Origin of the sequence: Frateuria hangzhouensis, assembly GCF_026410505.1 — a bacterium.
Classification (GTDB): Bacteria; Pseudomonadota; Gammaproteobacteria; order Xanthomonadales; family Rhodanobacteraceae; genus Frateuria_A; species Frateuria_A hangzhouensis.
On sequence record NZ_JAPMIU010000001.1, the window covers coordinates 342,058 to 367,682 of the forward strand.

At 65.8% G+C, this 25,625-nt stretch carries 22 protein-coding genes and 1 tRNA gene; all 23 read right to left on the minus strand.

The genetic code is table 11. From position 1 onward, the window contains the following. Window positions 1-7: 7 nt before the first annotated feature. On the minus strand, window positions 8-853 hold the full coding sequence (locus OSC30_RS01535) for a poly(R)-hydroxyalkanoic acid synthase subunit PhaE (RefSeq protein WP_267170061.1): 846 nt from the start codon (window positions 851-853) through the stop codon (window positions 8-10). 258 nt (window positions 854-1,111) lie between these two features. Further along, a complete protein-coding gene (gene pnp, locus OSC30_RS01540) occupies window positions 1,112-3,217 on the minus strand; it encodes a polyribonucleotide nucleotidyltransferase (protein ID WP_267170062.1) in 2,106 nt (701 codons plus the stop codon). A 142-nt stretch (window positions 3,218-3,359) separates the two neighbouring features. Next, window positions 3,360-3,629, minus strand: a complete 270-nt coding sequence (gene rpsO / locus OSC30_RS01545; protein ID WP_267170063.1) for a 30S ribosomal protein S15 — start codon at window positions 3,627-3,629, stop codon at window positions 3,360-3,362. Between the two features lie 237 nt (window positions 3,630-3,866). Further along, window positions 3,867-4,817, minus strand: a complete 951-nt coding sequence (truB, locus tag OSC30_RS01550; protein WP_267170064.1) for a tRNA pseudouridine(55) synthase TruB — start codon at window positions 4,815-4,817, stop codon at window positions 3,867-3,869. Next, window positions 4,798-5,178, minus strand: coding sequence for a 30S ribosome-binding factor RbfA (gene rbfA, locus OSC30_RS01555; protein ID WP_267170065.1), 381 nt, complete (start codon window positions 5,176-5,178; stop codon window positions 4,798-4,800). Before rbfA ends, truB begins: the two co-directional genes overlap by 20 nt. Window positions 5,179-5,314: 136 nt before the next feature. Beyond that, on the minus strand, window positions 5,315-8,071 hold the full coding sequence (gene infB / locus OSC30_RS01560; RefSeq protein ID WP_267170066.1) for a translation initiation factor IF-2: 2,757 nt from the start codon (window positions 8,069-8,071) through the stop codon (window positions 5,315-5,317). A gap of 132 nt (window positions 8,072-8,203) precedes the next feature. Continuing rightward, the gene (nusA, locus tag OSC30_RS01565; RefSeq protein ID WP_267170067.1) at window positions 8,204-9,703 is read right to left on the minus strand and encodes a transcription termination factor NusA; all 1,500 of its coding nucleotides are present in this window, start codon (window positions 9,701-9,703) and stop codon (window positions 8,204-8,206) included. Between the two features lie 100 nt (window positions 9,704-9,803). Then, complete coding sequence (locus OSC30_RS01570) at window positions 9,804-10,334, minus strand: ribosome maturation factor RimP (protein ID WP_267170068.1); 531 nt, start codon at window positions 10,332-10,334, stop codon at window positions 9,804-9,806. Between the two features lie 189 nt (window positions 10,335-10,523). Further along, window positions 10,524-10,600, minus strand: a tRNA-Met gene (locus OSC30_RS01575). Between the two features lie 138 nt (window positions 10,601-10,738). Further along, the gene (gene nuoN, locus OSC30_RS01580; RefSeq protein ID WP_267170069.1) at window positions 10,739-12,178 is read right to left on the minus strand and encodes an NADH-quinone oxidoreductase subunit NuoN; all 1,440 of its coding nucleotides are present in this window, start codon (window positions 12,176-12,178) and stop codon (window positions 10,739-10,741) included. A 16-nt stretch (window positions 12,179-12,194) separates the two neighbouring features. After that, window positions 12,195-13,703 carry an NADH-quinone oxidoreductase subunit M gene (locus OSC30_RS01585; RefSeq protein ID WP_267170070.1) on the minus strand — a complete coding sequence of 503 codons (1,509 nt, stop codon included), beginning with the start codon at window positions 13,701-13,703 and terminating at the stop codon, window positions 12,195-12,197. A 13-nt stretch (window positions 13,704-13,716) separates the two neighbouring features. Then, entirely contained in the window at window positions 13,717-15,771 is a 2,055-nt protein-coding gene (nuoL, locus tag OSC30_RS01590) for an NADH-quinone oxidoreductase subunit L (protein ID WP_267170071.1), read from the minus strand. 4 nt (window positions 15,772-15,775) lie between these two features. Then, the gene (nuoK, locus tag OSC30_RS01595) at window positions 15,776-16,081 is read right to left on the minus strand and encodes an NADH-quinone oxidoreductase subunit NuoK (protein ID WP_209614757.1); all 306 of its coding nucleotides are present in this window, start codon (window positions 16,079-16,081) and stop codon (window positions 15,776-15,778) included. After that, complete coding sequence (locus OSC30_RS01600) at window positions 16,078-16,725, minus strand: NADH-quinone oxidoreductase subunit J (RefSeq protein ID WP_267170072.1); 648 nt, start codon at window positions 16,723-16,725, stop codon at window positions 16,078-16,080. Before OSC30_RS01600 ends, nuoK begins: the two co-directional genes overlap by 4 nt. 12 nt (window positions 16,726-16,737) lie before the next feature. Beyond that, window positions 16,738-17,229: an NADH-quinone oxidoreductase subunit NuoI gene (gene nuoI, locus OSC30_RS01605; RefSeq protein WP_267170073.1), complete on the minus strand. Its 492-nt coding sequence runs from the start codon at window positions 17,227-17,229 to the stop codon at window positions 16,738-16,740. 8 nt (window positions 17,230-17,237) lie between these two features. After that, window positions 17,238-18,290 (minus strand): NADH-quinone oxidoreductase subunit NuoH, encoded by a 1,053-nt coding sequence (gene nuoH / locus OSC30_RS01610; protein WP_267170074.1) that lies wholly within the window; start codon window positions 18,288-18,290, stop codon window positions 17,238-17,240. A gap of 3 nt (window positions 18,291-18,293) precedes the next feature. Continuing rightward, window positions 18,294-20,624, minus strand: coding sequence for an NADH-quinone oxidoreductase subunit NuoG (gene nuoG, locus OSC30_RS01615; RefSeq protein WP_267170075.1), 2,331 nt, complete (start codon window positions 20,622-20,624; stop codon window positions 18,294-18,296). Then, entirely contained in the window at window positions 20,624-21,949 is a 1,326-nt protein-coding gene (nuoF, locus tag OSC30_RS01620; RefSeq protein ID WP_267170076.1) for an NADH-quinone oxidoreductase subunit NuoF, read from the minus strand. Before nuoF ends, nuoG begins: the two co-directional genes overlap by 1 nt. Window positions 21,950-21,957: 8 nt before the next feature. After that, complete coding sequence (gene nuoE / locus OSC30_RS01625; protein WP_267170077.1) at window positions 21,958-22,485, minus strand: NADH-quinone oxidoreductase subunit NuoE; 528 nt, start codon at window positions 22,483-22,485, stop codon at window positions 21,958-21,960. Window positions 22,486-22,507: 22 nt separating this feature from the next. Further along, on the minus strand, window positions 22,508-23,761 hold the full coding sequence (locus OSC30_RS01630) for an NADH-quinone oxidoreductase subunit D (RefSeq protein WP_267170078.1): 1,254 nt from the start codon (window positions 23,759-23,761) through the stop codon (window positions 22,508-22,510). 14 nt (window positions 23,762-23,775) lie between these two features. Then, window positions 23,776-24,507: an NADH-quinone oxidoreductase subunit C gene (locus OSC30_RS01635; protein WP_267170079.1), complete on the minus strand. Its 732-nt coding sequence runs from the start codon at window positions 24,505-24,507 to the stop codon at window positions 23,776-23,778. 16 nt (window positions 24,508-24,523) lie between these two features. Next, complete coding sequence (locus OSC30_RS01640; protein ID WP_267170080.1) at window positions 24,524-25,081, minus strand: NuoB/complex I 20 kDa subunit family protein; 558 nt, start codon at window positions 25,079-25,081, stop codon at window positions 24,524-24,526. Next, window positions 25,072-25,428, minus strand: a complete 357-nt coding sequence (locus OSC30_RS01645; protein WP_267170139.1) for an NADH-quinone oxidoreductase subunit A — start codon at window positions 25,426-25,428, stop codon at window positions 25,072-25,074. Before OSC30_RS01645 ends, OSC30_RS01640 begins: the two co-directional genes overlap by 10 nt. Between the last annotated feature and the right edge of the window lie 197 nt (window positions 25,429-25,625).

The following is a 25,625-nucleotide window of genomic DNA, read 5'->3' on the forward strand; positions in this document are numbered from 1 at the left end:
CTCGGCCTCAGCGCGGCTTGCGCGATGCGCGGCGGGTGCCGGCCTTGGCGGCCGGTTTCGTCTTGGGGCGCGTGGACGGCCTGGCGGCGGCGGTAGCGCGTTTGGCGGCTTTTGTGACTTTGTCCGCGTCCGTTGACGGCGCACCAGCCGCGGCCCGCATGCGCCGCAGTTCGCGTCGAAGCTCCTGCAACCGTTGGCCCAGCGTGTCCACCTCACTACGCGTGGGCAGGCCCATCTCGCGGCACCATTGCTCGATCTGCTGTTGCTGCAGCTGGCGTACGCGCATCTGCGTGTTGGCCTGCGCGGCATAGACCTCGCGGAATTCGTCGGACAATGCGATCTCGGCGTAGGCCTCTTCCACCGCATCCACCCACAGGTCGTACATGGCCTTGAGCGAATCGATCTGGAGGCCAGGCTCGGCCAGTTGGCGCTGTGCCCGTGCCATGCCTTCGGCCTGCGCGCGCCCGACCAACTGCTGGTAGCGGGCGTTTGCCTGCTGGTGGTCGAGCAGCGCACGCATGAGCGCCTGCTGCTGAGCCTGCTGTTCGCGGGTGTAACCGAAGGCGGGCGTGTCGAGCAGTCCGCGCGAGGCGTCGAGCCCGGCCGGTGGCGCTCCCATGGCAGGCATGGCCCAGCCGGTGAACGGAGGGACCGGCGGGGGAACCTGGGTGCCCTGCCCGGTCATCGTGGCGGTTGCCTGCTGCATCCACTCGAGATAGCCCTTGAGGCCGTCCATGCCCGGTACGGCCTCGGCGGCGGGCGTCACAGCAGAGCCGGGCCACTTGTGGGCCCAGGCCTCCCATACCTGGCGGCCCAGGGTTTCGAAGTCCGTAGCGGGGTTCTGCGCGGTCACGGGCGTGCCTTGCGGGGGATCGCGTGGATCGTAGCAAAACGGTCAGGCGCGCACCTTCGCACGTGGCAAGGAATGGCCGTCGACAGCCTGCCCTTGCAGGCGCCCACTTGTGGGCGATGCTCTTCGTCGCGTGGGTTGAAGAGCATCGCCCACAAGCGGGCTCTACAGAGATGACGCCGTGCGTGAGCATAAAAAAAGCGGGCCGATGGCCCGCTTTTCTTTTTCATTGGAACGGATGCTCAGTCGCGCATCGGGCGATCAGCCGTTGGCGGCTTCGTCTTCGGTCACGGCCTTCATGGACAGGCGGATACGGCCCTGCTTATCCACCTCGAGCACCTTGACCTTCACGATGTCGCCTTCCTTGAGCTTGTCGGAGACCTTCTCCACGCGCTCGGAGGAGATCTGCGAGACGTGCACCAGGCCGTCCTTGCCCGGCATGATGGTCACGAACGCGCCGAAATCCATCAGCTTGGCGACCTTGCCCTCGTAGATGCGGCCCGGCTCGACGTCGGAGACGATCTGCTCGATGCGCTTCTTGGCCTCGTCGGCCGCCAGGCGGTTGACCGAGGCGATGATGACGGTGCCGTCGTCGCTGATGTCGATCGTGGTGCCGGTCTCTTCGGTGATCGAGCGGATGGTGGCGCCGCCCTTGCCGATGACTTCGCGGATCTTGTCCGGATGGATCTTGATGGTGAGCAGGCGCGGGGCGTACTCGCTCATCTCCGAACGCGGCGTGCTGATGACCTTGGCCATCTCGCCCAGGATGTGCAGGCGGCCGCGCTTGGCCTGCTCCAGCGCCACCTTCATGATCTCTTCGGTGATACCGTCGATCTTGATGTCCATCTGCAGCGCGGAGATACCGTCGGCGCTACCGGCCACCTTGAAGTCCATGTCGCCGAGATGGTCCTCGTCGCCCAGGATGTCGGACAACACGACGAAGTCGCCGCCTTCCTTGACCAGGCCCATGGCGATACCGGCCACCGGCGACTTCAGCGGCACGCCGGCGTCCATCATGGCCAGCGAGGAACCGCACACCGAGGCCATCGAGGACGAACCGTTCGACTCGGTGATCTCAGAGACCACGCGCAGCACGTACGGGAATTCTTCGATGCTCGGCTTGACCGCCTGCACGCCGCGCTTGGCCAGGCGGCCGTGGCCGATCTCGCGACGCTTCGGCGCGCCGAAGCGGCCGGCCTCGCCCACCGAGAACGGCGGGAAGTTGTAGTGGAACAGGAACGGATCTTTCGACTCGCCTTCCGGCGCGTCGATGATCTGCGCATCGCGGGTGGTACCCAGCGTGGCCACGACCAGCGCCTGCGTCTCGCCGCGGGTGAACAGCGCCGAACCGTGGGTGCGCGGCAGCACGCCCACGCGCACGCTGATCGGGCGCACGTCGTCGAGCTGGCGGCCGTCGATGCGCACCTTGGACTTGAGCACGCTGTCGCGCATGGTGTGGTATTCGAGCTCGCCGAATTCCTTCGACAGCTCGGCAGTCGACCAGCCGTTGGCTTCGGCCTGGACCTTGAGGGTCTCCAGCACGTCGGCCTTGATCGCGGAGATCGCGTCGCGGCGCTGCAGCTTGTCGCGCACCTGGAAGGCTTCTTCCAGCTTGTTGCCGACTTCGCCCTTGAGCGCGGCGATCAGCGACTCGTTGCGCGCCGGCGCCTGCCAGGTCGACGCGGGCCTGGCCGCTTCGGTGGCGAGCTCGGCGATGGCATTGATCGCGATCTGCATCTGCTTGTGGCCGAACATCACCGCGCCGAGCATGACTTCCTCGGACAGCAGCTTGGCCTCGGACTCGACCATCAGCACGGCACCGGCGGTACCGGCGACAACGAGATCGAGGTCGGAGGTCTTCAGCTCGGTATGCGTCGGGTTGAGCAGGTACTGGCCGTTGGCATAGCCGACGCGGGCGGCTGCGATCGGGCCCTTGAACGGGATCCCGGCCAGCGACAGCGCGGCGGAGGCGCCGAGCATCGCGACGATGTCGCCGTCAACCTCGGGGTTGAGCGAAACGACCTGGGCGATGACCTGCACTTCGTTCTTGTAGTCGTCCGGGAACAGCGGGCGCACCGGGCGATCGATCAGGCGCGAGGTCAGCGTTTCCTTCTCGGTCGGGCGGCCTTCGCGCTTGAAGAATCCGCCAGGGATACGACCGGCGGAGTAGAACTTCTCGACATAGTCGACGGTGAGCGGGAAGAAATCCTGCCCCTCGCGCGGCTTGGCCGCGGCCACCGCGGTGACCAGCACGACGGTACCACCCATGCTGGCCATGACCGCACCGGACGCCTGGCGGGCGATTTCGCCCGTCTCCAGTGTGACTTCGTGATTACCGTACTGGAATGACTTGGTTACTTTCGCCACGGGCTTTTGTCCTATTGAAGAGTGCGGCCAAGAATGGCCGCTTGTTGACTTTCGCGTTCTAGGGAACGAACACAGAAATCAAACAGTGCGGCCCACGCAGGGCCGCTTCCTGACCTTCGCGTTCACGGATGAACGCGGAAAATCAACGACGGAGGCCGAGGCGCTCGATCAGGGCCTGGTAGCGGCCAAGGTCACGATCCTTGAGGTAGGCCAGCAGGCTCTTGCGGCGGTTCACCAACTGCAGCAGCCCACGACGCGAGTGGTGATCCTGCTTGTGCTCCTTGAAGTGGCCGGTCAGATGTTCGATGCGGGCCGACAGCAGGGCCACCTGCACCTCCGGCGAGCCGGTGTCGTTGGGCACGCGGCCGTAGTCAGCAATGATCTTGCTGGTCTGTTCTGCGGTAAGGGACATGGGTATCTCTTCCTAAAAAAAATGCGGATGCGGAACTTGTGCAACGTCACCACCGATGAGGTTGCACAAGCTCCGCTGGTTGGATGCAAAGCTCTGGAACAAGCTCGCTATTGTAGCGAGGGCGGGCGGGTGGCAACAAGAGCGTGAAATGGGCCGTTTGCGGCCCTTCCTTCCCTTGCAAGAGGGGATTTACGGCCCCAGGGAACGGTTCTGCGGCTGGAAAGCCCCGTCCAGGGCTCACGGGGTGGGCAGGTTGAAGCCGCGGACGACGCGCACGCGCCCGCAGGAGTCCGGTTCGATCAGCGCCAGCAGGCGGCCATCGGGGGCGAAGGCCGTGCTGCGGCCCTGCTCCGCCGGGCCAGGCCAGGGAATCTGCTGGCCTTGGGCGACGGCACGCGTCAGGGGTTCGTCCAGCCGCAATGGCGGCAGATCGGCCAGTCCGGCGGAAAGTGGCAACAACAGCGCATCGAGCGCCGCCTCACCCTGCCCGGCCGCCTGCTCCAGCTCGGCCAGCGTCACCATCGCCGGTTCGCGGAACGGCTCCACCCACAGGCGGCGCAGCGCCGTCAGGTGCGCTCCGCAGCCCAATCGCTCCCCCAGATCCACCGCCAGGCTGCGGATGTAGGTGCCCGAGCCGCACTCGACCCGCAGTTGCAGGCGGTCGCCTTCACGCGCCAGCAGTTCCAGGCGATGGATATCCACCTCGCGCGGCGGCACGTCGACCGCTTCGCCGCGCCGTGCCTTGGCGTACAAGGGTTCGCCACCCTGCTTCAGAGCCGAAAAGACGGGTGGCACCTGCACGATGCGGCCGCGCAGGGAGGCCAGTACCTCTTCGAGGACAGCGTCATCCAGTGGCGGCACCGGCCGTTGCCCGACGACCTCACCCTCGAGATCAGCCGTGGTGGTGGTGACGCCCAACTGGCATTGGGCGAGATAGGCCTTGCGCGATCCCAGCAATATGCCTGCGATCTTGGTGCCCTCGCCGAAACATAGCGGCAGCAGCCCGGTCGCCAGCGGGTCAAGCGCTCCGCTGTGCCCGCCTTTGGCGGCGCGCAGCAAGCGGCGCGCCGCCTGCAGGGCCTGGTTCGAGCTCATGCCCAGCGGCTTGTCGAGCAGCAGGATGCCGTGCAGGTCGCGCAGATCCTGGCGCAGCGCCGTTGCCCGGGATTTACGACTCGCTTTCGCCATCGGTATCCGGCGGGATGTCGCCCGAGTCGCGCAGCAATCGTTCGATGCGCTCGCTCTTGTCGACCGAGTCGTCGTACTTGAAGCGCAACTCCGGCACCCGGCGCAGGCGCATGCTGCGCGAGAGCGTGCGGCGGAATTCGATGGCCAGTTCGTTGAGCGCCTTGACCGCCTCCCTGGCGCGCTCCGCCTGCAATGCCGTGACCCAGACGCTGGCGAAGTCGAGGTCACGGGTGACTTCGACGTCGGAAACGCTCACCGACGGCAGCGCGTGGTCGCGTACGGCGGCATGCACCAGGAGGCCGAGCTCGCGGCGGAGTTCGGCGCCTACGCGGTCGGTACGTTTGAAGTCGCGTGAGGGCATGGGATGGCCGTAAATCGTAATGGGGGGAGGAAAATCGAAACAGCCGCCAGCGCGGAAAAACGGGAAGGTCATGGGGGATCGCCTTGACGCTTCCCCATCGACCATTCCCGATTCCCGGACGTTGCAACGCAATGCGTTACAACGTCCTCGCCACCTCGATGCGCTCGAAGCACTCGATCTGGTCGCCGACCTTGACGTCGTTGTACTGCTTCACGGCGATACCGCATTCCATGCCGTTGCGCACTTCGTCGACCAGTTCCTTGAAGCGGCGCAGCGATTCCAGTTCGCCCTGGAAGACCACCGTGTTGTCGCGCAGCACGCGGATCGGCTTGTTCCGCTTGACCGTGCCATCGGTGACCATGCAGCCGGCGACCTGGCCGAACTTGGAGCTGCGGAAGACTTCGCGTACCTGCGCGATGCCGATGATTTCCTCGCGCACTTCCACGCCCAGCAGACCGGAAGCCGCCTGCTTCACCTGATCGATGACGTCGTAGATGATCGAGAAGTAACGGACGTCCAGGCCCGCCGTGTCGATCACCTTGCGCGCCGAGGCGTCGGCACGCACGTTGAAGCCGATGATCAGCGCCTTGGAGGCGGCCGCGAGCGTCGCGTCGGATTCGGTGATGCCACCGACGCCGGCGGCAATCACGTTGACCTTCACGTTCTCGTTGCCGATCTGGCTGAGCGAGTCGCGCAGCGCCTGCACCGAACCCTGCACGTCGGCCTTGACCAGGATGTTGAGCGTCTGCACTTCACCCTGGCCCATCTGCGCCATGATGTCCTCGAGGCGGTTGGCCTTGCTGACCATGCGCGTCTCGCGGCGCTTCTGCTGGCGCTCGGCGGCCACTTCGCGGGCCAGCCGCTCGTCGGCCACCACCACGAAGTCGTCGCCCGCCTCCGGCACGCCGGACAGGCCAAGCACCTGCACCGGAATCGACGGACCGGCTTCCTGCACGGTCTTGCCGTTCTCGTCGACCAGCGCGCGCATGCGGCCGTATTCGACGCCGCAGACCACGAAGTCGCCGCGCTTGAGCGTGCCTTGTTGCACCAGCACCGTCGCCACCGGGCCACGGCCCTTGTCCAGGCTCGATTCGATCACCACGCCCGAGGCGGGGCCATCGAACACGGCGGTCAGCTCCATCACCTCGGCCTGCACCGATACCGCGTCGAGCAGGTCGTCGACGCCCATGCCGGTCTTGGCCGACAGCGGAATGAACGGCGTATCGCCGCCCCATTCTTCCGGGATGACCTCGAGGTTGCCCAGGCCCTGCTTGACGTGGTCCGGGTTGGCGTCAGCCTTGTCCATCTTGTTGAGCGCCACGATCAGCGGCACCTTGGCGGCGCGCGCGTGCTGCACGGCCTCGGCCGTCTGCGGCATCACGCCGTCATCGGCGGCCACCACCAGCACCACGATGTCGGTGGACTGCGCGCCGCGGGCACGCATCGCGGTGAACGCGGCATGGCCCGGGGTGTCGAGGAAGGTGATCACGCCCTTGGGCGTATCCACGTGGTATGCGCCGATGTGCTGGGTGATGCCACCGGCTTCGCCGGAGGCGACCTTGGTGCGGCGGATATAGTCCAGCAGCGAGGTCTTGCCGTGGTCGACGTGGCCCATGATGGTGACCACCGGCGGACGCGAGGACTTCTCGCCTTCCAGCTCGGCGTTCTGGGTGTGCGCGGCCAATGCGGCCTCGGCGTTGCTCTCGGTCGCCTCGACCGGGGTATGCCCCAGTTCCTCGACCACCAGCGTGGCGGTGTCGCGGTCGATGGTCTGGTTGATGGTGGCCATCACGCCCATCTTGAAGAGCGCCTTGACCACTTCGGAACCCTTGACCGCCATCTTCTGCGCCAGGTCGGCGACCAGGTTGGCATCGCCCACGACCACTTCGCGCACCACCGGTGCGGTGGGACGCGAGAAGCCATGCGGACCCGAGGCCGCGGCGCTGCTGCCGCGACCCATGTCGCGTCCGCCCCGGCCGGGCTTGCCGCGCTTGCTGGACCGGCGTGCGCGATCGGCCTCGGACAGGTGCAGTTCGCCGCTGGCGAAGCGCTTCCCACCCGGACCTTCGTCGCGGTCGCGGCCGTGGCGGCCCTTGGCGGCGGCGGCGCGCGCATCGGCAGGTGCCGGTGCAGGCGCCGGCGCGGGGGCCGGTGCGGCGACGACGACCTTCTTCTCGCGCTTGCGCGGTTCATGGATGCGCGGAACGATCATGCCGAACGCGCTGTGATCGGTACCGCTGCTGGACGATGCTGGAGCCGGCGTGGCGGCCGCGGCGACGGTTTCGCCGGCGGCTTCTGCGACCGGTTCTGCGGCGGCGGCGACCGGCTCGGCTGCCTCGGTACCCTTCGCGCTCGCAGCCGCCTGCTCGTCGGCCTGGCGACGCGCTTCCTCGGCTTGGCGCTGCTGCTCCTCCTGCGCATGCAGGGCTTCTTCCTGGCGACGCTGCTCGGCTTCCAGGCGCTCCTGCTCTTCATGCTCGCGCTGCTGCTGCGATTCGGCCAGCTTGCGCACGGCCTCCTCGCGCTCGGGCTCGGCACTCGCTTCTTCGGCGATCACGCTGCGCTTGACGTAGGTGCGCTTGGCGCGCACTTCCACGTTGACCGTCTTGGCGCTGCTGGACGCGCCGCGGCCACCGGGCGTGGCGACCTTCAGCTCGCTGACCTTGCGGCGCTTGAGGGTGATCTGGCGCGGCGCGCTGTCCTCCACCTCGGGAGTCGCTTCGCCCTTGCCGTGGGTGCGGCGCAGGAAGCCCAGCAGTTTCACCTTCTCGGTGCTGCTGATGACCTGCTCCGGATCGGAGAAATTCATGCCCGCCTCGCCAAGCTGCCCCAGCAGCTTGGTGACCGGCATGCCCAGCACCTGGGCAAGTTGTTTGATCGTTACATCCGACATCGTGTTCTTTCTCCGCCGTTCCCGCGCTTATCGTCCGTGCGGCCCAAGCCTGCACGTCCACCTCCATCCTTGGCGGAAGTCCCGCATGGGACTTCCTCGGCGCGCCCTTCCGAAGGCGCCGCCGTTCCGCGGTTAACCACCCTTCTCCAATCGCTCGATCATCGGTGCGCGGGCTGCCATGATCAACGCGGCGGCGCGCTCCTCGTCCATGCCCTCGATGTCGATCAGGTCGTCGACCGCAAGGTCGGCCAGGTCGTCCACCGTACCTATTTCACGTGCAGCCAGCGCATAGGCAGTGGCCTCGTCCATGCCCGCCAGAGCGAGCAGTTCTTCGGACGGTTCGGCGATGCCCTCTTCCACGGCCAGTGCCTCGGTCAGCAGAGCGTCGCGGGCGCGGGCCCGAAGTTCCTCGACGATGTCCTCGTCGAACCCCTCGACCGCCAGCAGTTCGGCGCTGGGCACGTAAGCGATTTCCTCCACGCTGGAGAAGCCTTCCTGCACCAGGATGTTGGCAATCTCCTCGTCCACTTCCAGCTTGTCCATGAACAGCTGGCGCGCGGCCTGCTGCTCGGACTCGCTCTTGGCGGTGACCTGGTCCTGCGTCATCACGTTGAGCTGCCAGCCGGTGAGCTTGCTGGCCAGGCGCACGTTCTGGCCGCCGCGGCCGATCGCCTGGGACAGTTTGTCCTCGGCCACCGCGATGTCCATCGAGTGCTTTTCCTCGTCCATGATGATGGACTGGACCTCGGCCGGCGCCATCGCGTTGATGACGTACTGCGCCTGGTTCTCGTGCCACAGGATGATGTCCACGCGCTCGCCGTTGAGCTCGTTGGACACCGCCTGCACGCGCGAACCGCGCATGCCGATGCAGGCGCCGATGGGGTCGGTGCGGCTGTCGTGCGCGAGCACGGCGATCTTGGCGCGGTCGCCCGGATCGCGTGCGCAGCCCTTGATCTCGACCAGGCCCTGGCCGACTTCCGGTACCTCGAGCTTGAACAGCTCGATCATGAATTCGGGAGCGGCGCGCGAGACGAACAGCTGCGGACCGCGCACTTCCGAGCGCACTTCATAGAGGTAACCGCGCACGCGGTCGCCGACGCGGGCCGATTCGCGCGGAATGGTCTTGTCGCGCGGAATGAAGGCCTCGGCATTGGAACCCAGGTCCAGATAGACGTTGCCGCGCTCGACGCGCTTGACGATGCCGGTGACCAATTCGCCGACGCGCTCCTGGAAGGCATCGACCACCTGCTGGCGCTCGGCCTCGCGCACGCGCTGCACGATCACCTGCTTGGCTGCCTGCGCCGCGATGCGACCGAATTCGGCATTCTCGACCTGCTGCTCGATGTAGTCGCCCACCTGGGCGTCCTCGCGCTCGTCCACCGCGTCCATCAGGCGCAGCTGGTGGAACGGGGATTCCATCTCGCCGTCGTCGGCAATGACTTCCCAGCGGCGGAACGTCTCGTAGTCGCCGGTCTGGCGATCGATCGCGACGCGGACGTCGGGATCTTCCTCCGGATAGCGCTTCTTCGCGGCCGAAGCCAACGCCGCTTCCATCGCCTCGAAGATCACTTCGCGCGGCACGCCCTTTTCATTGGCGACCGCATCGACGACCAGCAACAATTCTTTGCTCATTTGCAGCAACCTCGGTATTTGTACGTTCATCCATGAACGCGAGAATCAAGAAGCGGCCATCCATGGCCGCACTCTCAAATTTCTTCCGGCTTCGCTGTACTTACTGGCCGGTCTTCTTTGTGGATTTCTTGCCACCGGGCTTGGACTGCGGCACGTAACCGAGCGCTGCCCAGTCCGGCACCACACGCGCGCTTTCCACCGCATCGTGGTCGAACTCGAACGCCTTGCCCTCCGCTTCGAAGCTCAGCCGCTCGCCGTCGACCGCAACCAGCTTGCCGCGCAGGCGCCGCCGCCCTTCGATGGGTGCCTTCAGCAGCACCTTTACCTCTTGCCCCACCACCCGGGCGAACTGCTCCGCGGTGAACAGCGGACGGTCGATACCGGGCGAGGAAACCTCGAGCACATAATGGCCCGGGATCGGGTCTTCCACGTCCAGCAGCGCGGAGAGCTCGCGGCTGGCCGATTCGCAGTCCTCGAGCGTCACTTCGCGGCCATCGGCGTGATCGAGCACGTCCAGATAGACGCGCAGGGTACTCTGCCCTTGCGACGGGGAGAACTCCACGCCCAGGCATTCCACGCCCTGATCGGCGAGAACCTCGGTGAAGCGTTGTGCCAGCGCCTGTGTATCCATATCCGTTCTGCCTGCGTCAGAAACAAAAAATGGGCTCAAGCGGCCCATTCCCTTTACCCCGACGATGTGCCGACTCGTCCAGGCTCTTTCCGGCGGATGGACGGCCATTCGAACGGCCGACCATCGCGACGCATCCTTGCGCCCAACAAAAAAGCCTCACGAGGAGGCTTTCTTGTTCTAAGAAAGATCTGGTAGCGGGGGCAGGATTCGAACCTGCGACCTTCGGGTTATGAGCCCGACGAGCTGCCAGACTGCTCCACCCCGCATCAGAGTCCGCAAACTATAGCGGCATGGCCGATTTCTTGCAAGCTTTTCCGTGTCGGAATTTCTCGTGCCGGTTCTCGTAGGATGGGCTTCAGCCCACCTTCCAACATGGTGGGCTGAAGCCCACCCTAAGAAAGCTTTCAGCCCGCGAAAGCCGCGCGGCACCAGCCCAGCAGCGGGCCCCAATACAGGCCCAGCGCGAGCAGCACCAGCGCGTTGACCGACAGCGTGGCGCGCAGCAAGCCGTCGGCTTGCGGCCGCAGCTCCTGACCCTCGACCGGCTTGTCGAAGTACATCACCTTGACCACGCGCAGGTAGTAGTACAGGCCGATGATCGCGAACACCACGCCGACGAGGGCCAGCCACATCATGCCGGCATGGATCGCCGACTGCAGCACCAACAGTTTGGCGAAGAAGCCGAACATCGGCGGCACGCCCGCCAGCGAGAACATCGCCAGCATCATCAGGAACGCCATCCACGGCGAACGCTGGTTGAGGCCCTTGAAGTCGTCGATCTCCTCGCACTCGAAGCCGGCACGCGCCAGCGCCAGGATCACGCCGAAGGCCGCGGTGCTCATCAGCGCATAGCAGATGGCGTAGAACATCGCCGCGGCATAACCCTCAGGGGTGGCATTGACCAGGCCAAGCAGCAGGTAGCCCATATGCGAGATGGTCGAGTACGCCAGCAGGCGCTTGAGGTTGGTCTGCACGATGGCGACCAGGTTGCCGATCGCCAGCGAGGCGACCGCCAGCACGGCCAGCATCATCTGCCACTGCCCCGCCATGCCGCCCATGCCCGACTCGAGCAGGCGGTAGGCCATGCCGAAGGCGGCCAGTTTGGACGTGGAACCGACAAAGATCGTCACCGAGGTCGGCGCGCCCTGATAGACGTCCGGAATCCACATGTGGAACGGCGCCACGCCCAGCTTGAAGCTGATGCCCACGATCATGAAGATCAGGCCGAACACCATCAGGTTGGACATGCCCGCGTGGACTACCGCGCCGTGCAGCTCGGCCAGCGCCAGGGTGCCGGTGGCGCCGTAGACCATCGACATGCCGTACAGCAGCATGCCCGAGGACAGCGCGCCCAGCACGAAGTACTTGATCGCGGCCTCGGACGACAACGGCGAATCGCGGTTGAGCGCCACCAGGCCATACGAGCAGAGCGTCAGCAGCTCCAGGCCCAGGTAGACCATCACCAGGTTGCCGGCCGAAACCAGCAGCATCGCGCCGATGGTCGCGAAGATCATCAGCGTGTAGAACTCGCCCTGGAACAGCTTGCGGTCGACCATGTACGGGCGCGAGAAGATGAAGATCAGCGCGGTGCACAGCAACATGAACACCTTGAGTATCTCGGCCGTCGCGTCGCGCACGAACATGCCGCCGAAGGCGCTCACCGGCGCGTCGGGCTGCCCGGCCACCACCAGGTAGATGCCTACCAGCAGCACCAGGACTGAAACCCAGTGCAGGATGTTGCGCTGCGCGGGCTTCATCCAGGCGTCCAGCAGCAACAGCAGGCACGCCGCCGCCACCAGGTAGAACTCCGGCAGCATGATCAGAATGTCGTTGAAAGTCGGCATGGGCGTGTGATTCCGCTTAGATCTTGTGAACGGCGAGCTGCTGGACCATCTGCGACACCGAGGCGTCCATCAGGTGGATCAGCGGCTGCGGCCAGATGCCCAACGCCATCACGGCGGCGGCGAAGGCGATCAGCACGAATGCCTCGCGGCCGTTGATGTCCTTCATCTGGGCCACGTGCGGGTTGGTGATCTCGCCCCACAGCACGCGCTTGACCATCCACAACGTGTAGGCCGCGCCGATGATCAGGGTGAAGGCGGCAAACAGCGCGATCCACGGGTTGGCCGCGAAGCTGGCCAGCACCACCATGAACTCGCCGACGAAGCCGCTGGTGCCCGGCAGGCCGGAGTTGGCCATGGCGAACAGCACGTAGAAGAAGCCGAACCATGGCATCACGTTGATCAGGCCGCCGTAGTCCTTGATCTGGCGCGTGTGCAGGCGGTCGTACATCACGCCGATGCAGGTAAACATCGCGCCCGAAACGAAGCCATGCGAGATCATCTGCACCATCGCGCCCTGCATGCCCAGATTGGCCGCATCCAGGTCGTTGGCGTCGCGCACCAGCATGAAGGCGATGAAGATGCCGAGCGTGACGAAGCCCATGTGCGCTACGGACGAATACGCCACCAGCTTCTTCATGTCCTCCTGCACCAGCGCCACGTAACCGATGTAGACGATCGCGATGAGGCTGAGCACGATCACGATCCAGGCGAAATGGTCGCCCGCATCCGGGGTGATCGGCAGGATGAAGCGCAGGAAACCGTAGGTGCCCACCTTCAGCATCACCGCGGCCAGCACCACGGAACCGCCGGTCGGCGCCTCCACGTGGGCGTCCGGCAACCAGGTGTGCACCGGCACCATCGGCACCTTGATCGCAAAGGCCAGCAGGAAGGCGAAGAACAGCCAGGTCTGCTCCTTCATCGTCAGCGGCAGCGCCGCCAGCGTGTGCAGGTCGAAGGTGCCCGCCTTCAGGTACAGGTAAATCAACCCGATCAGCATGAAGATCGAGCCGAGGAACGTGTAGATGAAGAACTTCAGCGTTGCATACACGCGCCGCGGGCCGCCCCAGACGCCGATCAGGATGAACATCGGGATCAGCATCGCCTCGAAGAACACGTAGAACAGCAAGGCGTCGGTGGCGCAGAACACGCCGATCATCAGGCCCTCGAGCACCAGCATCGCGGCCATGTACTGGTGCGGCTTGTCCTGGATCACCTCCCAGGCGCCGACGATCACCAGGATGCCGACGAACGTGGTGAGCAGGATCAGCGCGATGGAAATGCCATCCACGGCAAGGCCGTAGTTGACCCCGAGCGAGGCGATCCAGACGTGGCTTTCGGCCAGCTGCATGGCGCCGTTGGCGGCGTCGTGGGCCGGCAGCAGGCACAGGCTGGCCACGAAGGTCAGCACCGCCACCAGCAGCGCGAGCCAGCGGGCCAGGCCCGGGCGGCCGGAGCCGGCCAGCAGCACGGGAATCGCGCCGACGATGGGGAGCCAGATCAGCAGGCTGAGCAAATGATTGAACATGGAGCGTGCTTCCTTATTGCCCGATCAGCCCGGATCCGAAGACCCAGAACCCGCCCAGCAGCAGGATCAGGCCGAGAATCATCGCGAAGGCGTAGTGGTAGAGGTAGCCCGACTGCAGGCGGCGCACACCGGCAGCGATGCCGCGCACCACGCCCGCCGAACCGTTGACCATGGCGCCGTCGATCACAGCCGCGTCGCCGGCTTTCCAGAACAGGCGGCCGAGTTTCACGCCGCCGCGGGCAAAGATCGCGAAGTAGACGTCGTCGACCCAGTACTTGCGGTCCAGCACCGTCCACAGCGGCATGAGCTCGTTCTTGATCTTGCCGGCCATGGCCGGGTTGAACAGGTAGATGTAGGTGGTGATCACGAAGGCGAGCACCACCAGCGCGAATGGCCAGCTCAACAGGCCATGCAGGGCCATCGCGGCCGGGCCATGGAATTCGCGGCCCAGTTCGCCCAGCACGTTGTTGGCTTCCTCCACATGGATCGCCTGGCCGAACCAGTCGCCGAACAGCATCGGTCCGATCGTGAAGAACCCGACCAGCAACGAGGGGATCGCCAGCAGGATCAGCGGCAGCGTCACCACCCAGGGCGACTCGTGCGGCGCGTGTTCCAGCTCGCCCGGCTTGTGACCGTGGTGCGGATCGTCTGAATGCGCGTCGCCGTGCGCGGCATGAGCGTGGTGGTCGACTACCGTGAAGCGCTCCTTGCCGTGGAAGGTCAGATACATCTGGCGGAACGTGTACAGCGCGGTGACGAAGGCACCGATCAGCACGCAGACATAGGCGTAACCCGAGCCCCAGCGATGCGATTCACCGACCGCCTCGATGATTGCGTCCTTCGAGTAGAAGCCCGAGGTGAACGGAATCGCCACCAGCGCCAGCGAGCCGATCCACATGGTGATCCAGGTGATCGGCATGTACTTGCGCAGGCCGCCCATGTAGCGCATGTCCTGCTCGTGGTGCATGGCGATGATCACCGAGCCCGCGCCCAGGAACAGCAACGCCTTGAAGAACGCGTGGGTCATCAGGTGGAACACCGCGCCGGCGTAGGCGGACACGCCCAGCGCCACGGTCATGTAGCCCAGCTGCGACAGCGTCGAGTAGGCGACCACGCGCTTGATGTCGTTCTGCACGATGCCGATCAGGCCGGTGAACAGGGCGCCGGTGGCGCCGATCACCATCACGAAGCTGAGCGCGCCTTCGGACAATTCGAAGAACGGCGACATGCGCGCGACCATGAAGATGCCCGCGGTCACCATCGTCGCGGCATGGATCAGCGCCGAGATGGGGGTCGGGCCTTCCATCGAATCGGGCAGCCACACATGCAGCGGAACCTGCGCCGACTTGCCCATCGCGCCGACGAACAGCAGCACGCAGATCACCGTGGCCGCGTCCCAGTGCGTGGTCGAGGTCAGCGCCAGCGTCTTGCCGATCAGGCTGGGCGCGTTTTCGAAGGCGGTGGCGTAATCCAGCGTGCCCAGGAAATACAGCACCGCCGCGATGCCCAGCAAAAAGCCGAAGTCGCCCACGCGGTTGACCAGGAACGCCTTGAGGTTGGCGAAGATCGCGGTCGGCCGCTTGTACCAGAAGCCGATCAGCAGGTAGGACACCAGGCCCACGCCTTCCCAGCCGAAGAACAGCTGCATGAAGTTGTTGCTCATCACGAGCATCAACATCGCGAAGGTGAACAGCGAGATGTAGCTGAAGAAGCGCTGGTAGCCGGGGTCGTCGGCCATGTAGCCGATGGTGTAGACGTGCACCAGCAGCGACACGAAGGTCACCACCACCATCATCATGGCGGTGAGACGGTCGACCAGGAAGCCGACGCTGACATGCAGGCGGCCGATCTCGAACCAGGTGTAGATGTCCTGGTTGTAGCTCGACGCGCCGCCGGCGGTGAGCTGGTAGAGCACGTAGAACGACAGCGCGCAGGAGACAGCCAAGCCAAGGATGGTCACGCTGTGCGCGCCCACGCGACCGATCTGCTTGCCGAGGAAGCCGGCCAGCAGGCAGCCGACAAGGGGCGCCAACGCGATGATCAGCAGGATGTTCGTGGACAATTGCATCGGCTCAGCCCTTCATCGAGTCGATTTCGGCGACGTTGACCGTGCTGCGGTTGCGGAACAGCAGCACCAGGATCGCCAGGCCGATCGCGGACTCGGCGGCCGCGACGGTGAGGATGAAGAACACGAACACCTGGCCGCCCACGTCGCCAAGGAAGCGCGAGAACGCCACGAAGTTCATGTTCACCGCAAGCAGCATCAACTCGATCGCCATCAGCAGCACGATCACGTTCTTGCGGTTGATGAACAGACCGGCCACGGCGATGCAGAACAGCACCGCGCCGAGCACGATGAAATGCGACAGCGTGATCATTGCAGCGGCTCCTGCGAGGCAGTCGGTTCATCCGGGCGCGAGGGCGCCATCTTGACCACGCGGATGCGGTCGCGCGGGTTCACGCGCACCTGCTCGCTGGCCGACTCATGCCGCTTGTCGCCGCGCTGGCGCAACGTCAACGCCACCGCCACCACCACGCCCACGGTAAGGATCACCGCGGCGATCTCGAACGGCAGCAGGTACTGCGTGTACAGCGCCCCGCCCAGCCAGGCGGTGTTGGACAGGCCCACGGCGGCGGCCGGATCGGCGCCCAGCACGTGCGCGTGCATCGCACGCACGCCGATCAGGGCCAGCATTTCGCCGAGCATGACCAGCGCCACGATGATGCCAACCGGCAGGTAGCGGATGAAGCCTTCGCGCACCTGCTCCATCTTGATGTCGAGCATCATCACGACGAACAGGAACAGCACCATCACCGCGCCCACGTAGACCACGATCAGCGCGATGGCCAGGAACTCGGCCTCGGCCAGCAGCCAGATGCAGGCGGTGCTGAAGAAGGCCAGCACCAGCGAGAGCACCGCGTGCACCGAGTTCTTCACCGTGATCACCGCCAGGGCGGCGGCCACGGTAACGGCGGCGAAGCCGTAGAAGCAGATCAATTGCAGAAGGTTGGTATCGATCATGTCGGTGGCCCCTTAGCGGTACGCCGCGTCTTGCGCGCGGGCCGCGGCGATTTCCGGCTCGAAGCGGTCGCCGATGGCGAGCAGCTGCGCCTTGGTCACCACGTTCTGGCCACGCTGTTCGAAGTGGTATTCCAGCACCGATGTCTCGACGATCGAATCGACCGGGCAGCTCTCCTCGCAGAAGCCGCAGAAGATGCACTTGAACAGGTCGATGTCGTAGCGCGTGGTGCGGCGCTGGCCGTCGCCCTCGCGCGGAGCCGAATCGATGGTGATCGCCAGCGCCGGGCACACCGCCTCGCACAGCTTGCAGGCGATACAGCGCTCTTCGCCGTTCGGATAGCGGCGCAGCGCGTGCAGGCCGCGGAAGCGGTTCGAGCGCGGGATGTGCTCCATCGGGAAGCGCACGGTGTACTTGGGCTTGAACATGTAGCGCAGGGTCAGCGCCATGCCCTTGAGCAGCTCGATGAGCAGCAGGCTCTTGAAGTAGTCGGTAATGCGGTTCATGAGTTGCCTTATGCCCCCGTTCCGGCGATGACCCAGCCGAAGTACTTCATGCAGCCGGCCACGAGGACCCACACGATCGTGATGGGAATGAACACCTTCCAGCCCAGCCGCATGATCTGGTCGTAGCGGTAGCGCGGGAACGTTGCGCGGAACCACAGGAACAGGAAGGACATCAGGAAGGCCTTGATCAGCAGCCAGATGATGCTGCCGGTCCAGATCCAGTTGACCCACGGCGAGACGTCGGCGGTGATCCAGCCCTGCAGCGGGCTCAGCCAGCCGCCCAGGAAGAAGATCGAGGCGAGGAAGCTCACCAGGATCATGTTCGCGTACTCGGCCAGGAAGAAGATCGCGAAGGCCGAGCCCGAATATTCCACGTGGAAGCCGGCGACGATTTCCGATTCACCTTCGGCCACGTCGAACGGCGCGCGGTTGGTCTCGGCCACGCCGGAGATGAAGTAGACGATGAACACCGGCAGCAGCGGCAGCCAGAACCAGTCGAGGAAGCCCTTGCCGCCACCCTGCGCATGCACGATGTCGGTCAGGTTGAGAGAACCGGCCAGCACCAGCACGCAGACCAGCGACAAACCCATGGCCAGCTCGTAGGAAATCACCTGCGCGGCCGAGCGCATGGCGCCGAGCAACGCGTAGCGCGAGTTCGACGCCCAACCGGCCAGGATGATGCCGTACACGCCCAGCGAGGTCATCGCCAGCAGGTACAGCAGGCCGGCGTTGACGTTGGCCAGCACCATCCTGTCGTCGAACGGAACCACCGCCCACGCCGCGAACGCCGGCACCAATGCGAGCAGCGGCGCGAGGTAATACAGCACGCGGTTGGCGCTGGAGGGAAGGATCACTTCCTTCAGCAACAGCTTCACCACGTCGGCGAACGCCTGCAGGATGCCGAACGGGCCGATCTTGTTCGGCCCCATGCGCACGTGCATCCAGCCGATGACCTTGCGCTCCCAGTACACGAACATGGCCACCGCGAGGATCAGCGGCACCGCGATGCACAGGATGTAGACGACCGGCCAGACCAGCTCGTTGAGGAGTTGTTCGCCCATGGGTTACGCCTTGCTCAGGGTGATGGCCGCGCCGTACGGCGGCAGCGTGGCGGTCAGGTCGTGCGCGGCCTCGATCCACACCGCGCCGTTGGGCACGGCGTCATCGATGGCAACCGGCAGCAGCGCATCGGCGAGGCGCACCTGCGCGCCGGAGGTGAGGCCCTGGTGCATGGCCTCGTTGGCGTTCATGCGCACGGCCGCCGGGCGGTTGATCGGATGCGCGTTGAGCGCGGTGGCCCGGCGCAGCACGGCGTCGCCGCGGTAGATCGGCCAGGTCGCCAGTCGCACCAGGCCGCCCGCCCCACCCTGGCGAGGGGCCAGGGACGTGGCGTGCGACGGCAACGGACGCTCGGTGATGCCCTCGCGCAGGCCGGCCAGGTCGTCGAACTCGAAACCACCCAACTGCAGCAGGCCGCCGAGTGCGCGCAGCACCTTCCAGCCGGCACGCGCCTCGCCGGGCGCCTTGGCGCCGGCCAGCGCGCTCTGCGCCAGGCCGTCCACGTTGACCAGGGTGCCGTCGGTTTCCGGCAGCAGCGCGATGGGCAGAATGACGTTCGCCACCTCGCGAAGCGCTTCACCGGCGTAGGCGCTGAACGCCACCACCGCCTGCGCGCCGCGTAACGCCGCCAGCGCCTTGGCGCCATCGGAGAAATCGTGCGGCGGCTCGACGCCGTAGAGCACGTAGCCCTTGCGCGGCTGGGCGAGCATCGCCTGCGCGTCGAGGCCACCGTTGCCGGGCAGCAGGCCACCCTGCCCCAGGCCCAGCGCGTTGGCGCCGACCGGCAGTTCGTTGTAGCCGGCACCGGTGGCCTGTGCGATGAAACGCGCCACGGCACGCAGCCACGAGGCCTGCGGATGCGTGGCGGCGGCCTCGCCCAGGATCACCACGGCCTTGCCGGCCTTGAGCACGGCGATCGCGTCGCGGTCGCCCTCGTCATGCTGTGCGCCGTTGATGGCGTCGGCCAGTGCGGCCGGTGCGGCGGCGCCGTCGGCAACCGCCGCCTTGGCCAGCGCCAGCAGCGCATCGACCAATGCAACCGGCGACACGATCGCCTCGCCAGCCAGCGCGTAGTTGAAGCCGAAGCGCGCCGGATTGACCGTGTAAACCTTGGCGCCACGCTTGACCGCCTGGTGCAGGCGATGATTGAGCAGCGGCATTTCGTAACGCAGGTCCGAGCCCACCAGCAGCGCGCCGGTGACCTGGCTGACCTCGGCGACGGGCACTTCGAAGCGGGCCGCGACCGGACGGTCGGACAGGTCCAGCTGGCGCAGGCGATGGTCGACGTGCGCGCTGCCCAACCCGCGGGCCAGTCGCACCAGCAGGTCGCCTTCCTCGTTGGTGGTGGCGGGCGAGGCCAGAATGCCCAGTTCGCTGCCCGGCACCGACTTAAGCGCCTCGGCGGCGGCGGAGAGCGCCTCTTCCCAGCTCGCCTGCTGCCACTGGCCGTTGCGCTTGATCTGCGGCGCGTGCACGCGGTCGGCGGCGTACAGGCCCTGGTAGCTGAAGCGGTCACGGTCGGACAGCCAGCACTCGTTGATGGCTTCGTTGTCGCGCGGCACCGTGCGCAGCACTTCGCCGCGGCGCGTATGCAGCCACAGATTCGAGCCGAGCGCATCGTGGTAGGCGATCGACGGACGCGCGATCAGCTCCCAGGCGCGCGCCTGGAACTGGAACGGCTTGTTGGTCAGCGCGCCGACCGGGCAGACGTCGATGATGTTGCCCGAGAGCTCGGTCTCGACGGTCTTGCCGATGTACGTGCCGATCTGCAGGTTCTCGCCGCGGTTCATGCCGCCGAGCTCGTAGGTGCCGGCGATCTCGCTGGTGAAGCGCACGCAGCGCGTGCACTGGATGCAGCGGGTCATCTCGGTGGCGACCAGCGGACCGATGTTCTCGTCGGCGATGGTGCGCTTGCGCTCGGTGTAGCGCGACACGCTGCGGCCGTAGCCCAGCGCCACGTCCTGCAGCTCGCACTCGCCGCCCTGGTCGCAGATCGGGCAATCCAGCGGGTGGTTGATCAGAAGGAACTCCATCACGTCCTTCTGGAACTTCAGCGCCTTGTCCGAGCGCGTCATCACCTTCATGCCCTCGGCCACCGGGGTGGCGCAGGCCGGCTGCGGCTTGGGCATCAGCTTGCCGCCCATCTCCACGTCGACCAGGCACATGCGGCAGTTGGCGGCGATCGGGAGCTTGCGGTGATAGCAGAAACGCGGGATCGCCACGCCGATCGCATCGGCGGCTTCGATGATCATCGCGCCCTTGCGGATCTGCGTGGGCTTGCCGTCGACCTCGATATTGATCAGGTCCGGCGCGGTGGTGGTCGGCTGCGCGCTCATCAGGCGGCGACTCCAAGCTTGTCGTCGGTCATCGAACGCCCGTGGCGCACGAAGTATTCGAACTCGTCCCAGAAGTGGTGCAGGAAGCCTTGCACCGGCCAGGCGGCGGCTTCGCCGAAGGCGCAGATGGTGTGGCCCTCGATCTGGCCGGCTACGGCCTTCAGGCGATGCAGGTCGTCCTCGGTGCCCTTCCCTTCCACGATGCGGCTGAGCACGCGGTACATCCAGCCGGTGCCTTCGCGGCACGGCGTGCACTGGCCGCAGGACTCGGCCATGTAGAAGCGCGCGATGCGGTGGCAGGCGCGCACCATGCAGGTGGTGTCGTCCATCACGATGACCGCGCCCGAGCCCAGGCCGGAACCGGCCTTCTGCAGGCTGTCATAGTCCATCGTGCACTCGAGCATGGTGGCTGCCGGCAGCACCTTCATCGAGGAGCCGCCCGGGATCACTGCCTTGAGCTGGTTGCCATTGCGCACTCCGCCGGCCATCGCCAGCAGGTCCTTGAACGAGGTGCCCAGGCGGATCTCGAAGTTGCCCGGGTTGTTCACGTGGCCGGAGACCGAGAAAATCTTCGGGCCGCCGTTGTTGGGCTTGCCGAGATTGAGGAACCAGTCGGCGCCGTTGCGCAGGATCGCCGGCACCGAGGCATAGGTCTCGGTGTTGTTGATCGTGGTCGGCTTGCCGTACAGGCCGAAGTTGGCCGGGAACGGCGGCTTGAAGCGCGGCTGGCCTTTCTTGCCTTCCAGCGACTCCATCAGCGCCGTCTCTTCGCCGCAGATGTAGGCACCGGCGCCCAGCGCCGTGTAGATGTCCACGTCGATGCCGCTGCCGCCGATGTTCTTGCCCAACAGACCGGCCGCGTAGGCTTCCTTCAGCGCCGCCTCGAAGTGCTCGTACGGCTCGTGGTGGAACTCGCCGCGCAGGTAGTTGTAGGCGACGGTCGAGCCGGTGCAGTAGCAGGCGATTGCCAGGCCTTCGATGACCGCGTGCGGGTTGTAGCGCAGGATGTCGCGGTCCTTCGCCGTGCCGGGCTCGGACTCGTCCGAGTTGCAGAGGATGTACTTCTGCATCGTGCCCTTGGGCATGAACGACCACTTGAGGCCCGTCGGGAAGCCCGCGCCGCCGCGGCCGCGCAGGCTCGACTTCTTGACCTCGTCGATGAGCGCGGTCGGATCGGGCTTCTCGGCGAGGATCTTGCGCCACGCCTTGTAGCCGTCGACCTTTTCGTAGCTGTCCATCGACCACGGCGTGTCGAAGTGCAGTGTCGTGTAGACGACCTGGTGGTCTTGCGGTGCGGGTCCGACCGGACCGTTGCTGCTAGCCATGCCCTGCCTCACTCCAGACCGTCGAGAATTTCATCGAGCTTCTCGGGGGTGAGCCGCTCGTGGTAATGCCCATTGACCGTCATCGCCGGCGCGTACACGCAGGCGGCGATGCATTCCTCTTCACGCTTGAGATAGACGCGCCCGTCCGGCGTGCTCTCGCCGAGCTTGACGCCCAGCTTCTTCTCGCAGTGGCGCACCAGGCCCTCGGCACCGTTGAGCCAGCACGAGATATTGGTGCAGATCGCCACGTTGTTGCGACCCACCGGCTTGGTCTCGAGCATCGAATAGAAGCTCGCCACCTCGTAGCCCCAGATGGCGGGCAGGTCGAGGTACCTGGTCACCGCGGTGATGAGCTCGTCGGTAAGGAAGCCCTGGTTCTGCTCCTGCGCGGCGAACAGCGCCTGGATAAGTGCCGAGCGCTTGCGGTCGGCCGGGAACCTGGCGACCCATTCATCGATGTGGTGGCGGGTGTGCTCGCTCAGCACGACGAGCGGATCGACGTGCTTGACCTGCTCGTAGTTGTTGGTGGGTTTCATGGGGAATCTCCGTGGTGCCGGCTTAGCGGTCGACTTCGCCGAACACGAGATCGTAGGTGCCGATCATCGCCACCACGTCGGCCAGCATGTGGCCGCTGACGGTGGCGTCCATCGACGACAGATGGGCGAAACCCGGCGCGCGCAGGTGCACGCGGAAGGGCTTGTTGGCGCCGTCGGACACCAGGTAGCAGCCGAACTCGCCCTTCGGCGCCTCGACCGCGCAATAGGTCTCGCCAGCGGGCACGCCGTAGCCCTCGGTGAACAGCTTGAAGTGATGGATGAGCGCTTCCATGCTCTCCTTCATCTCGGCGCGCGAAGGCGGCGCCACCTTGAAGTTGGTCACCATCACCGGACCCGGGTTGGCACGCAGCCAGTCCACGCACTGCTTGATGATGCGGTTGGACTGGCGCATCTCTTCCACGCGCACCAGGTAGCGGTCGTAGCAATCGCCGTTGACGCCCACCGGGATGTCGAAATCCATCTCGGCGTACTTGGCATAGGGCTGCTTCTTGCGCAGGTCCCACTCGACGCCCGAACCGCGGAGCATCGCGCCGGTCATGCCCCAGGCCTTGGCCTTTTCGGGGCTGATCACGCCGATGCCGACGGTGCGCTGCTTCCAGATGCGGTTGGTGGTGAGCAGGTCTTCGTATTCGTCCACGCGGCCCGGGAAAATGCGGGTGAACTCCTCGATGAAGTCCAGCATCGAGCCCTCGCGCGCCGAGTTGATGCGCTTGAGATCCGCACCCTTGTGCCAGGGCGATTCCTTGTACTGCGGCATGCGGTCCGGCAGGTCGCGGTAGACGCCGCCCGGGCGATAGTAGGTCGCGTGCATGCGCGCGCCCGAGACCGCCTCGTAGACGTCCATCAGTTCCTCGCGCTCGCGGAACGCGTACAGGAACACCGCCATCGCACCCAGGTCGAGCGCGTTGGAGCCGATCCACATCAGGTGGTTCAGGATGCGGGTGATCTCGTCGAACATCGTGCGGATGTACTGCGCACGCTCCGGCGCCTCGATGCCCAGCAGGGTCTCGATCGCGCGCACGTAGGCGTGCTCGTTGCACATCATCGACACGTAGTCCAGGCGATCCATGTAGCCGATCGACTGGTTGAACGGCTTGGACTCGGCCAGCTTCTCGGTGCCGCGGTGGAGCAGGCCCACGTGCGGGTCGGCGCGCACCACGGTCTCGCCATCCATCTCCAGCACCAGGCGCAGCACGCCGTGCGCGGCCGGATGCTGGGGGCCGAAGTTCATCGTGTAGTTGCGGATTTCCTGCATGACGTCGCAGCCCTTCAGTTGTGGCGCCAGTCGTCGGCGGCTTCGGCGTTGGCCTGGATGAGGTCGGCGTCGTCGCGGATCACGCGCGGCACCAGCACGCGCGGTTCGATCGTCACCGGCTGGTAGACCACGCGCTGCTGCTCGGCGTCGTAACGCACTTCGACGTTGCCGATCAGCGGGAAATCCTTGCGGAACGGATGGCCGACGAAGCCGTAGTCGGTGAGGATGCGGCGCAGGTCCGGATGGCCGTCGAACAGGATGCCGTACAGGTCGAACGTCTCGCGCTCGAACCAGTTGGCAACGGGCCAGATGCCGGTCAGCGAGGGCACCATCGGCAGGGTGTCGTCGTCGCAGAACACGCGCAGGCGCAGGCGCCGGTTGTGCGCAAGCGAAAGCAGGTGGACAACCACGGCGAAGCGGCGCGGCATGTTGGCATCGCGCGGGCGCTCGGCCCAGCTGAAGCGGCCCATCGCCTGGCCTTCGACGCCGCGGGAAAAGCCGGTGGCGGTGACTGTCTCGGTCGCCCACTCGTCCTGGCCATAACCGAGGTAGTCGACGCCGCAGACGTCGATCAGCTGTTCGAAGCGGAACTCCGGCTCATCGCGCAGCGCGGTGGCGACGCTGATCAGGTCGGCAGCGGTCAGCTCGGCGGTGGTTTCGCCGCCGCGCGCGGGCAGCAGCGAAAGGGTGTCGCCGAACCGTGCCGCGAGGCGGGCGGCAAGCGAAGTGTTTTGCGTATCGGTCATGAGCAGGGTCTCAGCCTCAGCCGCGGGCAATGGTGCTGGTGCGGCGGATCTTCTTCTGCAACTGCAGGATGCCGTGGATCAGCGCCTCGGCCGTCGGCGGGCAGCCCGGCACGTAGATGTCTACCGGCACGATGCGGTCGCAGCCGCGCACCACCGAGTACGAGTAGTGGTAGTAGCCGCCGCCGTTGGCGCAGCTGCCCATCGAGATCACCCACTTCGGGTCGGGCATCTGGTCGTATACGCGGCGCAGCGCCGGCGCCATCTTGTTGACCAGGGTGCCGGCCACGATCATCACGTCGGACTGGCGCGGACTCGGGCGGAAGATCACGCCATAGCGGTCCAGGTCCAGGCGCGCGGCACCGGCGTGCATCATCTCGACCGCGCAACAGGCCAGGCCGAAAGTCATCGGCCACATCGAACCGGTACGTGCCCAGTTCATCAGCGCGTCGACCGAGGTAGTGGCGAAACCGCGCTGGACGACCGGATTGTCCTCGGCCGGGCGCAGGATGTCGTCGACCAGGTTCAGCGGCTCGGGGTTGTGCATCACCCGACCGACGGAAGACATCACTCCCATTCCAGTGCTCCCTTCTTCCACACGTAGGCGAAACCGACCACCAGCAACAACAGGAACAGCGCCATCTCGATCAACGCGATGATGCCGATCTGCTGGAATACCACCGCCCATGGGAACAGGAAGGCGATTTCCAGGTCGAAGATGATGAACAGGATCGCCAGCAGGTAATAGCGGACGTCGAAGCGCATGCGCGCGTCTTCAAAGGCCTCGAAACCGCACTCGTAGGGTGCGAGCTTGATCGCCTCGGGGCGGCGCGGGCCGGCGAGCATGCCGATGATCAGCAGCACCACGCCCAGGCCGGCGGCAACGCCGATGAACAGCAGGATGGGCCAGTATTGAGCAAGCACGATGCAACGTACCTCCGCACCCTTCGGGCGCATCAGTGACCGCCAACGATGTGGCGATCTGGCTGGTTCGATTCGGCAGGCCAGGGAACGGCAGGGGCTGTCCGGCCACGATCGCACGCGTGGGGTCGCGAGCGCCCGATTTCCACGAAATCCCTTCGTGTAACCGCCGCATTGTATCAGCGGGTGCGGGGACAACG